Below are 13,147 nucleotides of genomic sequence, written 5' to 3'. Positions count from 1 at the left end.
CGGCATGGACCGGGATTTTTTTGTGCCTTGTGATGGTGTGTCGGTTCAGTTCATACGGCGGTTGGCCTGAAGGGTTCGGGTCAGCAGCGCACGCAGTGCCGCCGGTCGCACCGGCTTGTTCAGCAGGTGATAGCCCGCTCTGCGAATCAGATCAGCCACCTCTTCAGTACGGTCAGCCGTGATCACGATACCGGGCACATCTCCGGTAAAGCGCTCGGCAAGCGACTCCAGCGCCATCAGTCCGGTGACTTCGTTGTCCAGATGGTAATCGGCCAGAATGATATCGGGCTCGCCGGTCATGTTGCGTACTACCGAGCGGGCGCCGCCGATCGAGGTGGCCGTAAACACCTCGCACTCCCAACCTTCCAGCATCGCCTTCATGCCTTCAAGCGTCATGGTCTCATTATCGATACAGATGATACGTGCACCGCGAATGCGATTGCCGGCGCTTTTCTGAGCGGCCTGAGTTTCCTGGCGAGTGAGTACCGCGCCTCGCTTGAGCGGCACGCCAAGGGCAAAGACCGTGCCGTGACCTTCCCGCGAGTGAATGGTGATCGGGTGATCGAGCACTCGCGCCATCCGATCGGCGATCGAAAGGCCCAGCCCCAGCCCCTTTTCACTTTCCCGGTGGCGGGACTTTTGATCCAGTCGCCGAAACTCCTGAAAAATCTCGGACTGACGTGACTCCGGAATGCCGGGTCCGGTATCCCAGACTTCGATCGATAGATTCTCGCCCCGGCGGCGACAGCCCAGCAGGACACGACCGTGCTGGGTATAGCGCAGGGCATTGGAGAGGAAGTTCTGAATGATGCGTCTGAGCATCTGCGGATCACTGTCGATCACGGTGCCCGTTTCGACCATGTCCAAGTCCAGCCCGCGATCCAGAGCCATGACCGAAAACTCCGCATACAGAGGGCTCAGAATCTCATTGAGGGCAAACACCTGACGTCGAGGGGTCAGGGCGCCGGCATCCAGCTTGGAGATGTCCAGAAGCGTGCCCAGCAGCTCCTCTGCCGCTTGAAGTGAGTTGTCGATGTGGACCAGCGTGTCGTGATGTTCGCTCTCTGCTAGGCGCTGGGTCAGCGCAGAAGTGAATAGCCGCGCAGCATTGAGCGGCTGGAGCAAATCATGGCTGGCTGCGGCGAGAAAGCGTGTCTTGGAAGCGTTGGCGGTTTCGGCAACCTGCTTGGCCTGTCGCAGCGCCAGTTCTGCTTCCGAGCGCACCCGGTTTTCCTGACGCAGTGCAATGTTGACCTCTGACAGTTCCCGGGTTCGCTCACGCACGCGCTCCTCAAGATGTTCGTTGGTTTCCTTGAGAGCGATCTCTGCCAGCCGACGCTCGGTAATGTCCTGATACAGCGCGAAAAACCCCAGTACCCGGCCTGCTTCTCCGACATGGGGCGTATAGGTGGCCAGCATATAGCGTGTCCCGCCTTCACGGTCGAGCAGGGAGAGCTCCCACGAGACGCGTTCACCGCCGAGTGCCCGCTGCATCCAGGGGGCGCGCAGTTTCCATGTACTGGCGGTCATGACGTCTTCGGCACGCTTGCCAATGGCCTGCAGTCGATCCACCTCCATGGCGGTTTCATAGGCGCGATTGGTAAAGAGGTAGTGACAGTCGCGATCAAAATAGGCGATCAGCGCCGGCACATTGTCGGTATAGATACGGATGTTGTTTTCCGAGCGGATCAGCGCCTCTTCGGTGCGCTTCTGGTCGGTAACATCCTGATAGGTATAAACAAAACCGCCGCCCACCATGGGGTTGCCATGGATGTCGAGCACGCTGTCGTCCTGTCGATAGCGCTGATAGTGATGCGCCTGGCCACCGCGAATATTGTCCATCAACAGGCGCACATGTTCCTGCGGGTCGCCGGGGCCATATTCACCGTGCTCGGCGTTATATAAAAAGATGCGCTCGATGGGTTCGCCGACATGAATCAGGTGGTCAGGAAAGCGAAACAGCTCCAGATAGCGCTGGTTCCAGACCACGATGCGCAGCTTGTGATCCACCACCATCACGCCCTGATTGATGTTCTCGATGGTGGCCTGCAAAAGGGATCGGTTGAACTCGAGCACCTGAGAGGCTTCATCGACGATGGAGACGACATCAGAAATCGACACGTCCCGTCCCGAAAGGGCCGAGTTCATTACGATGCGCGCCGAAGAGGCTCCGATGGCCGAGGCCAGAAGCCGTTCGGTAAAGCCGATCAAATCGATCGACGCGCGCATGCCCGGGTCCAGGCGCTGATGATGGCGCCATCCATAGTCATTGAAGGCGCGTTCGACCTGATCTTCGTTGAGAAAGCGCCGGGACAGGGACTTGAGATCACTCACCGACGTTGTGCCACCCCATGGGCGATTGATCAGCGTCTGGTGAGACGCCACGCTGTCGACAAACAACGATGCCTGAATGCGCTCGACCACACGCTGTCGCGTGACCTGAGAGAAAAAGATGTAGCAGAAAAGGTTCACGCCCAGCGACAACAGTACCCCCTGGGTGATGGGGTCATCCAGAGACAGGCCCAGCAGGTTGGCGGGACTGAGCAGTTCCAGACCCATCGGGCCTGCATCGATGGGAAAGGAGAAAAGGCCCGTGCGTACCAGTGTGGGCAGCAGCAGGGTGTAGGCCCATATCAGAAAGCCCAGCAGCAGCCCCAGGCTGACGCCCAGACGGTTGCCTCGTTTCCAGTAAAGCCCGCCGATCAGTGCCGGGGCCAGCTGCGCCAGCGCTGCCAGTGACAGTACCCCAAGGCTTGCCAGCGAGCTGGAAGGGGCGGTGAGCTTGTAAAAACCGTAAGCCAGCGCCAGCGTCAGCACAATGATAAGTCGGCGGATACGCAGTACCCAGCGGGCATAATCGCCGTGGCGCGCGTCAAACCCCTTGAAGCGCAGCAGCAGGGGAATGACAACTTCGTTGGAGATCATGATGGACAGGGTTACGGCGGCCATGATGACCATGCCGCTGGCGGCCGCAAACCCGCCAATGAACGTGACCATGACCAGCCAGGGCTGGTCCAGTGCCATGGCGAGGTGCAATACCCACGTATCCGGATCAAGCCCCTGGCCTTCAAACAGGGTCAGGGCGGCCACGGCCAGCGGGAGCACGAAAAAACCGGCCGCCACCAGGTACAGCGGAAAAAGCCAGCGGGCTCGGGCGGTGTCGTCGGTACTGGTGTTTTCAACCACGGTGACGTGGAACTGACGGGGAATGCAGAACACGGCCAGCATGGCCAGCAGCGTCTGGGTCCAGAAGCCCTGGCCGAAGCTGGCGCTGCTGAAATGACTGCCGGCGGAAAGATCATGCACCGCGCGGCTTGAAAGCTCACCCAGACCGTCAAAGGCGCCCCAGGTGATCAAGGCGCCCAGCAGCACGAAGGCGCCGAGCTTGACCACGGACTCAAAGGCAATGGCCTGAATCAATCCTTCGTGATGCTCGGTGGCATCGGTGTGTCGTGTACCGAACAAAATGGCAAACAGCGCCATGAGCGCGGCCACATAAAAGGCGGTATCGCCGAGAATGGGAGAGCGCACAATGTCATTGTTGGCGGTCAGCACTGTAAAACTGGCTGCCATGGCCTTGAGCTGCAGGGCCAGGTAGGGAAGGGTGCCCAGCAGGGCGACCAGGCTGGCCAGTGCCGCCAGTGCCTGGGTCTTGCCGTAGCGAGATGCAATAAAATCGGCGATCGAGGTGATATTTTGTCGCTTGGCGACGCGAATCATCTTGGTCAGGATGGGCCAGAACAGCAAAAAGGCCAGGATGGGGCCCAGAAAAACGCTGAGGTATTGAAGACCCGAGTTGGCCACCTGACCCACACTGCCGTAGAAGGTCCATGAGGTGCAGTACACGGCCAGGGCCAGACTGTAGACCAACGGTCGCCGCTTTGCCGGCCCAAGCCTTCTGGCACGCTGGTCACCCCGCCAGGCAATGCCAAAGAGGGTGGCGATGTATAACAGCGAGATGGTGAGCAGTAACCAGCCCTGGAACATCGTGAAAATCCTTGCCTGACCCGCGTAATGGCTGCTTCATGGTGGCAGCCTTGAAATACCGATAACGCGCCGGTGTTTGCCGGCGTGCTATCGCCCCTTCAGCCCCCGCATAACGTGCCGGGGCTTCGCCTGTACCAGACGGCGATGATAAAGTAGCGCCAATGTCGCATTAATCTGAAGTCATCTCCATGCAAGAACTTGATCAGTCCGTGAATACCCGCCAGAAGCGGGAATTAGACAAGCTTCAAAAGCGCCTTCGCCGCCATGTCGGCAACGCCATTATCGACTACGCCATGATCAACGAGGGCGACAGGGTGATGGTGTGCCTTTCCGGTGGCAAGGATTCCTACACCATGCTCGAGATTCTTCGCAATCTTCAGCGCAATGCGCCGGTGAATTTCGAGCTGGTGGCCGTCAATATGGATCAAAAGCAGCCCGGCTTCCCCGAGCATGTGCTGCCGGCGTATCTGGAACAACAGGGCATCGAATATCACATCGTCGAGCGCGATACCTATTCGATCGTCAAGGAGAAGGTGCCCGAGGGCAAAACGACCTGCGGGCTGTGTTCACGGCTGCGCCGCGGCACGCTGTATGGCTTTGCCGAAGAAATCGGGGCCAACAAGATCGCCCTGGGTCATCACCGTGATGACATGCTGGAAACCCTTTTTCTCAACATGTTTTTCGGGGGCTCGCTCAAGTCGATGCCGCCCAAGCTGCTCTCCGATGACGGCAAAAATATCGTGATCCGCCCGATGGCCTACTGCTCGGAGGCCGATATTGTCCGGTTTTCCGAAGCAATGGCCTTTCCCATCATTCCGTGCAATCTGTGTGGCAGTCAGGAAAATCTGCAGCGTCAGGTCGTCAAGGAAATGCTGGCAGACTGGGAGCGCAAGCATCCCGGGCGAGTGGATACCATGTTCAAGGCACTGACCAATGTGGCGCCTTCTCAGCTGGCAGATCGTGACCTGTTCGATTTCCACGGTCTCGAGGAAAAACAGCGTCTGATGCAGCGGGATCGCATCGATACGATTAACCTCATGGCGCAGGATGCCGATACGCCGCTGTCATGAATTTGCCGCTTTTGTTCTGGAAGTGTTTGACTTTCCTGCAATGATCGGTAGAATGCAGCGCCACATGACCCGGGTGGTTAGCTCAGTTGGAAGAGCACCAGCCTTACAAGCTGGGGGTCACTGGTTCGAGCCCAGTACCACCCACCATCATTTTTGATAAGGTCATGTTGCTGTAATCAGGGTTGCGGACTGGTAGTTCAGTTGGTTAGAATGCCGGCCTGTCACGCCGGAGGTCGCGGGTTCAAGTCCCGTCCAGTCCGCCAAATCTCTGGGTACAGTAATATTTCGATAGTCGTTGGACTGGTAGTTCAGTTGGTTAGAATGCCGGCCTGTCACGCCGGAGGTCGCGGGTTCAAGTCCCGTCCAGTCCGCCATCGAAACTGTCGTACTATCGGGTGGTTAGCTCAGTTGGAAGAGCACCAGCCTTACAAGCTGGGGGTCACTGGTTCGAGCCCAGTACCACCCACCATCATCTTCCAAAGATGATCTGATGTTGCAAGTGTATGCGGACTGGTAGTTCAGTTGGTTAGAATGCCGGCCTGTCACGCCGGAGGTCGCGGGTTCAAGTCCCGTCCAGTCCGCCATTCGCTTGAACGTTGATTGCTTTCTCTCCTGCAAAACCCATTCCTGTTTTAATTGTTCTTCCTGCATGATCACTGTCATGTCTGCCTGATTCCGTTCTGCCTGATTCCGTTCTGCCTGATGACGCGTTGTTTCTGTAATGCCATGCGGACGTTGTTTGCGGTATATCGGCTTGCCAGTCTCTGCTGCGCGCGGCATGCTTGAATTGTCATGCCATGGATCGAGTGATCCTCGATCGGCAAGCCGATAACAATCAGCAGGACAACCTCAACATGACTACCCCGGTTTTCAGCAATACTGTCGCCACCAGCGACATTGCCATTGCATCTCCGCGTTTTCTGGCCAGCGACAACACATCGGGCATCTGTCCCGAGGCCATGCATTATCTGCTTCAGGCCAACGAGCAGGATGACCTGGCCTACGGCAACGATGTCTGGACCGAGCGCGCATCGAGCCATTTCAGAACGCTTTTTGAGGCAGACTGCGAAATATTTTTCGTCTTCAACGGGACCGCGGCCAATTCTCTGGCGCTGGCTTCCCTTTGCCAGTCCTATCATGGTGTCATCTGCCATCAGCTGGCGCATATCGAGACCGACGAGTGCGGTGGGCCGGAATTTTTTTCCAATGGTTCAAAGCTTTTGCCGGTGGATACACCCATGGGCAAGCTCACGCCTGAAGGCATTGCCAGCGTCGTGACACGGCGCAACGATATTCACTACCCGCGCCCCAAAGTGGTGTCCATCACTCAGGCCACCGAGGTGGGGACGCTCTACTCTCTAGAGGAGCTACAGGCCATTCGTGAGGTGGCGGATCAACACGATCTTAGAATCCACATGGATGGCGCTCGCTTTGCCAACGCCTGCGCCTCGCTGAATGTGACGCCTGCCGAGATGACCTGGAAGGCCGGCGTGGATGTCCTGTGTTTTTCAGGCACCAAAAATGGTCTGGCCTTCGGTGAAGCCATCGTCTTTTTTGATCGTGAGCTGGCGCGTGATTTTGAATACCGCTGCAAGCAGGCCGGGCAGCTGGCCTCCAAGATGCGGTTTGTCAGTGCGCCCTGGCTTGGGCTTCTGGAAAATGATGTTTGGCTTGCCAATGCCCGCCATGCCAATGCCATGGCAAGGCGCCTGGTCAACGGCGTGCGTGATATCGAAGGTGTTGAGGTCATGTTTCCCGTGCAGGCCAACAGCGTCTTTCTTGAAGTGCCTGCTCTGGCACAACAGTACTTGCGCGATTGCGGATGGACGTTTTATACCTTTATAGGGGAGGGCGGTGTTCGCTTTGTCTGTAGCTGGAACACGTCCGAGACACTGATCGACGCACTGGTGGCTGACCTTCGCCAGGCACTGGCACAACACGATCAACAGTGATATTGATAAGGCATCTTTCCTGACACCGATGCGGCATTGCCTCATGCCGCATCGCCTGAATCAAGCAGGGGTGTTATCCGGTGTGTTCCCGGATCAACACGACCAACCATCCTCGTTTTAACGCCTGACAGTGCTTTCCATAAGCGAGAAAGAACCTTCGATAAGCGGGAGTGCCGCAGTGGCTGATTGATTTCACGGAAATGACGAGCGTGCGTACGGCAGGACACACCGTCGCCACTCAAGGAGAAGTTCATGAGCATTTTTGATCATGTGCAGCATCGCTTTGAGCGCACCCTCCAGGAAGAGATGAGTCTTCAGGAGTATCTTGAACTCTGTCGCAAGGACCCGGAGGCCTACGCCAGTGCTTCCGAGCGCATGCTCAGGGCCATTGGTGAGCCAGAAGTCATTGATACGGCCAAAACCCCCCGCCTTTCTCGTATTTTTTCCAACAAGCTGATCCGTCGCTATCCCGCCTTTGCCGAATTTCATGGCATGGAAGAGGCGATCGAGCAGATCGTTGCCTATTTTCGCCACGCCTCCCAGGGGCTTGAAGAGCGCAAGCAGATTCTCTACCTGCTCGGACCGGTCGGCGGTGGCAAGTCCTCGATTGCCGAGCGTTTGAAGGCGCTGATGGAGCAGATTCCCTTTTATGCCATCAAGGGCTCCCCGGTGCATGAGTCACCGCTGGGGCTTTTTAGCCCCGATGAGGACGGTGACACGCTGGAAAGCGAATACAACATTCCAAAGCGTTACATGCGCAGTGTCATGTCGCCCTGGGCGGCCAAGCGGCTGCGCGAATATGGCGGCGATATTTCCCGCTTTCGAGTCGTCAAGGTCTACCCGTCACGACTCAACCAGATCGCAATCTCCAAGACCGAGCCGGGAGATGAGAACAATCAGGACATCTCCTCGCTGGTTGGCAAGGTCGATATCCGCAAGCTTGAGCTCTTTTCTCAGGATGATCCGGACGCCTACAGCTTCTCGGGCGGGCTGTGTCGCGCCAATCAGGGATTGATGGAGTTTGTGGAGATGTTCAAGGCGCCGATCAAGGTGCTGCATCCACTCCTGACCGCCACCCAGGAGGGCAACTACAATCCGACCGAGGGCATGGGGGCCATTCCCTTTGATGGGGTGATTCTGGCGCACTCCAATGAGAGTGAGTGGCAGCAGTTTCGCAATAATCGCAACAATGAGGCCTTTCTGGACCGCGTGTACATGGTCAAGGTGCCTTATTCGCTGCGCGTCTCCGAGGAGATGAAAATCTATGAAAAACTGCTGCAGCACTCATCGCTGTCCCATGCCCCCTGTGCGCCGGATACCTTGCGAATGCTGGCGCAGTTTTCAGTGCTTTCAAGGCTCAAGGAGCCGGAAAACTCCAGCGTTTACTCCAAGATGCGCATCTATGACGGGCAGAATCTGAAGGATACCGACCCCCGTGCCCGCTCGATCCAGGAGTACCGAGACAGCGCCGGCGTGGATGAGGGGATGGAAGGTTTGTCGACCCGCTTTGCCTTCAAGATTCTCTCGAAAGTCTTCAATTTCGACTCCAGCGAAGTGGCTGCCAACCCTGTACATCTTCTATATGTTCTCGAGCAGCGCCTTGAGCAGGAGCAGTTGCCGAGTGAGGTACACGACCGCTACCTGCGCTTTATCAAGGAGTATCTGGCGCCACGCTATGTCGACTTCATCGGCAAGGAGATTCAAACCGCCTATCTGGAGTCCTACTCCGAGTACGGTCAGAACATTTTTGATCGTTACGTGACCTACGCCGATTTCTGGATTCAGGATCAGGAGTTTCGCGACCCTGAGACGGGTGAACTGCTTGACCGCCAGGCACTCAATGAAGAGCTCGAGAAGATCGAAAAGCCGGCCGGTATTTCCAATCCGAAGGATTTTCGTCACGAAGTGGTCAATTTCGTGTTGCGAGCTCGGGCGCAAAACGAGGGGCTTAATCCCAGCTGGCAGTCCTATGAAAAGCTCAAGGGTGTGATCGAGCACAAGATGTTTGCCAACACCGAAGAGCTTTTGCCGGTCATCTCGTTCAATGCCAAGGCCTCCAATGACGATCGCAGAAAGCACGAGGATTTTGTCGATCGCATGGTCGCGCGCGGCTATACCGAAAAGCAGGTGCGTTTACTGTCGGAGTGGTATCTGCGCGTACGCAAGTCCCAGTAAGCGGTTGGCGCCGGCTGGCCGGTGTCCATTCCCACCCGGAGACGGGGCAGCCGGTGTGAGCGGTCTGCAGGAGGTGGTGACGTGAGCTATTTCATCGATCGGCGCAGCAACGCCCGTCACAAGAGTGCGGTCAACCGACAGCGCTTTTTAAAACGCTATCAAAAGCACATCAAGCGGGCCGTGGAGGAGTCGGTCAATCGGCGCTCGATCACCGACATGGAGCGCGGAGAGAAAGTCAGTATTCCAGGCCGGGACATTTCCGAGCCCGTGTTCCGTCATGGCAAGGGCGGTCGGCGCACCGTGGTCAGCCCCGGCAACCGCGAGTTCGCCGAAGGGGATCGAATGCGTCGCCCGCACGGCGGCGGTGGAGGCGGTGGCAGTGGCGAAGGGTCGGCTTCCAACCAGGGGGAAGGCGTGGATGAATTTGCCTTTACGCTGTCCCGGGACGAGTTTTTAAGCTTTATCTTCGACGGGCTGGAACTGCCGCATCTCGAGCGCAAGCAGATTGCCGACATGGCCGAAAGCCGGCCTGTACGTGCCGGCCTGTCGCGTCAGGGCGTGCCTGCCCGCATGAATATCGTGCGCTCGATGCGCGAGGCACAGGCGCGTCGCATTGCCATGCGCGCACCAATCAGGCGAGCGCTGTGTGATGCACAAAAGGCACTGGAGGAAGAAGAGCGCAAGGATCCGGTCCTGCGCCACCCCGGCCGGCTTCGCGAGCTAAGAGACGAGATAGAGCGGCTGGAAAGGCGTCTGGAAGCTGTGCCCTTCATCGATACCTATGATCTTCGCTATAACCATCTTACCGACCAGCCTCAACCCTCCAACAAGGCGGTCATGTTTTGTGTGATGGATGTCTCGGGCTCCATGACCCAGAACCACAAGGACATCGCCAAGCGATTTTTTCTACTGCTGTATCTGTTTCTTGAGCGCGACTACGAACGCGTCGAGCTGGTGTTCATCCGCCATCACACCTCGGCGCGCGAAGTCGATGAAGAAGCCTTTTTCTACTCGCGTGAAACCGGCGGCACCATTGTGTCCAGTGCGCTGCATCTGCTCGATGAGATCATCGAGGCGCGCTATCCGCCCGCGCAGTGGAATCTCTACGTGGCTCAGGCAAGTGATGGCGACAACTGGGATGACGACTCCATTCAGTGTCGCCAGATCCTCTCGGATGCCCTGATGCCCAGGCTTCAATATTACGCCTATGTCGAAATCACCCCGCATGCCCATCAGGCGCTCTGGGAGGAGTACACGCGGGTGCAGGACCGCTATCCCGAGCGATTTGCCATGCGCCAGATCGTGCAGGCCGGTGATATCTATCCGGTCTTTCGTGAGCTCTTCAAAAGCCGCCAGAGCGGTCAGGAGGCGCACTCATGAGCACATCCTACAAGCCGATTCACGACGAGGATTTTCTGGGGCAGGGGTCGGACTGGTCCTTTGACGATCTTGAACACTATGAGCGAGAGATTGCTCGCATTGCCGGCGAATTTCGCCTGGACACCTATCCCAATCAGATCGAAATCATTACCTCCGAGCAGATGATGGATGCCTATTCCAGCATCGGCATGCCGGTGGGTTACAGCCACTGGTCGTTTGGCAAGCAGTTCCTGTCCGTTGAGCAGGCCTACAAGCGCGGGCAGATGGGGCTGGCCTATGAGCTGGTCATCAACTCCGACCCCTGCATTGCCTATCTGATGGAAGAAAACACCCTGATGATGCAGATTCTGGTCATGGCGCACGCCTGCCATGGCCACAACTCATTTTTCAAGGGCAACTATCTTTTCCGGGCGTGGACCGATGCCTCCGCCATTGTGGATTATCTGGTCTTTGCCCGTCGCTATGTCAGCGAATGCGAGGAGCGTCATGGCGTCGAGGCCGTCGAGCAGCTGCTGGATGCCTGTCACGCGCTGCAAAATCAGGGTGTAGATCGCTACAAGCGTCCCTCTGCCATTTCGGCCGAGGAGGAGGCGCGTCGCCAGCAGGAACGTGAAGGCTATCTGCAGCAGCAGATCAATACGCTCTGGAGTACTATTCCTCAACTGCGTACCGCCGATGCCCCGGGTGCGGATGGCGATGCTCAGGGGCTCAATCAGCGTCCACGCTACCCATCAGAACCGCAGGAAAACCTGCTCTATTTCATCGAAAAAAATGCGCCGCTGCTGGCGCCCTGGCAGCGTGAGATCGTACGCATCGTGCGCAAGCTGGCGCAATATTTCTATCCGCAGCGCCAGACCCAGGTCATGAATGAAGGATGGGCCACCTTCTGGCACTACAACATCATGCATCGCCTCTTTAATGAAAAGCTCATTGATGAAGGCGTGATGCTGGAATTTCTCCAGTCGCATACGGCGGTGGTAGCGCAGCCGGGCTTTGACAGTCCCTGGTATAACGGCATCAATCCCTATGCGCTGGGATTTGCCATGTTCACTGATATACGGCGTATCTGCACCGAACCTACCGAGGAGGACCGGGCATGGTTTCCGGAGATGGCCGGCAGCGACTGGCTCGACACGGTCCATTTCGCCATGCACAACTTCAAGGATGAATCCTTCATTCAGCAGTTTCTGTCGCCGAAGGTGATGCGAGACATGAAGTTTTTTGCACTGCTTGATGACGATCAGGATGACATGGTCGAAATTTCGGCCATTCATGATGAACGCGGTTACAGGCGCATTCGTGAGGCGTTGTCGCTGCAGTATTCGCTGGGGCACCGGGAGCCGGATATTCAGGTCTGGGCGGCCAATATTCATGGCGACCGCTCGCTGGTGCTGCGTCATGAGCGAACGCAGCGGCGAACGCTGGATGATACGTTGTCACCGGTCATGCACTATCTGCATCAGCTGTGGGGATTTCCCATCGTGCTGGAAGTCGTCGACAACGGTGAAGTGGTAGATACCCATCACTGGCCGCAGAACTTCGGATAGTGGCATGCCCCGCCGATGTTGTACTTGCACTGGATGAAACGGGCCTTCTGGCCCGTTTTTTTAGTCATATCAGCAGCCTGTTACTGACTGATGTATACTCGCCGCCGCCTGGATGGGCGGCTTTCGAAAAGTCAGCGGTTTTTGAAAAAAACAGTGGCAGGGGATGGATATGGCGCGGCGACGCCCAGGGCTTTTAAAGCGCTTCAGGCGCATGAGTGGTGCCGGCCTTATGGCAACGGCGGTCATTTATGGGCTCTGGTATTACCAGGAGCGCACGTACTGGGCGCAGATGAGCTGGATGGGTACGCCCCAGGCCGAAGTCTGGTATGACTGGAAAACGCTCAATCGAACGCTTCGCAACGACGGGTTCCTGACGGGCTGGTCGGATCTGCGCGCCAATCCATTATGGACGGTTTATCGTCTGAACCGGGTGAACCATCCCGCCATTGGCGCCCGCCCGGGGCATTTCAGTGATGACTGGCGTACGCTCTGGCCGGTCACCAGTGATGACTATACCGGCAGTGGCTTTGATCGTGGTCATCAAGCGCCCAATTACGCGGTTGCCGCCGTTCACGGTCGTCAGGCGCAGCTTGATACCTTTCAGATGAGCAATATCTCGCCCCAAAGACCCGACCTGAACCGGCGCGTATGGCAGCGGCTGGAAGAGGTAGTGATCGATGATTTTGCCGATCGATTCGGTACTCTCTGGATCACCACCGGCCCTGTCTTCGATGACGATATCAAGCGGCTGTCATCGTTTATCGAAATTCCGGACGCCTTTTACAAGATTGTGGTGGCACCGGGCAGCGCCGATACCGCGCCAAAAATGATTGCCTTTATCGTGCCTCAAAACGTTCGTGGCGATGAGCCGCTTGATCGTTTTCTGGTCAGCGTGGACGAGGTTGAAGCGCGCACGGGATTTAACTTCTTCAGCGAACTGCCACTTGATATGGCCGAGCCGCTGGAATCCGGTGTTAATACGCAAGGGTGGGGGCTTGAGAAGGTAGCAAGACAGCCGGCGCGCTATTGAGCCCGG

General features: G+C 57.2%; 7 protein-coding genes and 5 tRNA genes. 11 read left to right on the top strand and 1 reads right to left on the bottom strand.

Going from position 1 to position 13,147, the window contains the following annotated elements:
- Positions 1-45: 45 nt before the first annotated feature.
- Positions 46-3,987, bottom strand: coding sequence for a hybrid sensor histidine kinase/response regulator (locus KSP9073_RS08395; RefSeq protein WP_108842516.1), 3,942 nt, complete (start codon positions 3,985-3,987; stop codon positions 46-48).
- Positions 3,988-4,175: 188 nt separating this feature from the next.
- Here KSP9073_RS08395 and ttcA point away from each other — a divergent pair, with 188 nt between their 5' ends.
- From ttcA to KSP9073_RS08335, 11 genes are all read left to right on the top strand, one after another.
- On the top strand, positions 4,176-5,057 hold the full coding sequence (gene ttcA / locus KSP9073_RS08390) for a tRNA 2-thiocytidine(32) synthetase TtcA (protein ID WP_108842515.1): 882 nt from the start codon (positions 4,176-4,178) through the stop codon (positions 5,055-5,057).
- Positions 5,058-5,128: 71 nt separating this feature from the next.
- Positions 5,129-5,204, top strand: a tRNA-Val gene (locus KSP9073_RS08385).
- Positions 5,205-5,243: 39 nt separating this feature from the next.
- Positions 5,244-5,320, top strand: a tRNA-Asp gene (locus tag KSP9073_RS08380).
- Between the two features lie 34 nt (positions 5,321-5,354).
- Positions 5,355-5,431, top strand: a tRNA-Asp gene (locus KSP9073_RS08375).
- A gap of 19 nt (positions 5,432-5,450) precedes the next feature.
- Positions 5,451-5,526, top strand: a tRNA-Val gene (locus KSP9073_RS08370).
- Positions 5,527-5,564: 38 nt separating this feature from the next.
- Positions 5,565-5,641, top strand: a tRNA-Asp gene (locus KSP9073_RS08365).
- A gap of 270 nt (positions 5,642-5,911) precedes the next feature.
- Positions 5,912-7,009, top strand: a complete 1,098-nt coding sequence (locus KSP9073_RS08360; RefSeq protein WP_108842803.1) for a threonine aldolase family protein — start codon at positions 5,912-5,914, stop codon at positions 7,007-7,009.
- 252 nt (positions 7,010-7,261) lie between these two features.
- The gene (locus tag KSP9073_RS08355; protein ID WP_108842514.1) at positions 7,262-9,184 is read left to right on the top strand and encodes a PrkA family serine protein kinase; all 1,923 of its coding nucleotides are present in this window, start codon (positions 7,262-7,264) and stop codon (positions 9,182-9,184) included.
- Positions 9,185-9,265: 81 nt separating this feature from the next.
- A complete protein-coding gene (locus KSP9073_RS08350) occupies positions 9,266-10,564 on the top strand; it encodes a YeaH/YhbH family protein (protein WP_108842513.1) in 1,299 nt (432 codons plus the stop codon).
- Complete coding sequence (locus KSP9073_RS08345; protein ID WP_108842512.1) at positions 10,561-12,111, top strand: SpoVR family protein; 1,551 nt, start codon at positions 10,561-10,563, stop codon at positions 12,109-12,111. The genes KSP9073_RS08350 and KSP9073_RS08345 overlap by 4 nt, the downstream gene beginning before the upstream one ends.
- A gap of 169 nt (positions 12,112-12,280) precedes the next feature.
- Entirely contained in the window at positions 12,281-13,141 is an 861-nt protein-coding gene (locus KSP9073_RS08335; RefSeq protein ID WP_108842510.1) for a DNA/RNA non-specific endonuclease, read from the top strand.
- The last annotated feature ends 6 nt before the right edge of the window (positions 13,142-13,147 follow it).

Source organism: Kushneria phyllosphaerae (genome assembly GCF_900312995.1).
Classification (GTDB): Bacteria; Pseudomonadota; Gammaproteobacteria; order Pseudomonadales; family Halomonadaceae; genus Kushneria; species Kushneria phyllosphaerae.
This window is presented reverse-complemented; position numbering and strand designations above follow the sequence as displayed.

What these genes read in the sequence shown, in the direction of transcription:
- KSP9073_RS08395 (WP_108842516.1), bottom strand. Translation starts at nt 3,987, where the DNA reads ATGTTCCAGGGCTGGTTACTGCTCACCATCTCGCTGTTATACATCGCC.
- ttcA (WP_108842515.1), top strand. Translation starts at nt 4,176, where the DNA reads ATGCAAGAACTTGATCAGTCCGTGAATACCCGCCAGAAGCGGGAATTA.
- KSP9073_RS08360 (WP_108842803.1), top strand. Translation starts at nt 5,912, where the DNA reads ATGACTACCCCGGTTTTCAGCAATACTGTCGCCACCAGCGACATTGCC.
- KSP9073_RS08355 (WP_108842514.1), top strand. Translation starts at nt 7,262, where the DNA reads ATGAGCATTTTTGATCATGTGCAGCATCGCTTTGAGCGCACCCTCCAG.
- KSP9073_RS08345 (WP_108842512.1), top strand. Translation starts at nt 10,561, where the DNA reads ATGAGCACATCCTACAAGCCGATTCACGACGAGGATTTTCTGGGGCAG.
- KSP9073_RS08335 (WP_108842510.1), top strand. Translation starts at nt 12,281, where the DNA reads ATGGCGCGGCGACGCCCAGGGCTTTTAAAGCGCTTCAGGCGCATGAGT.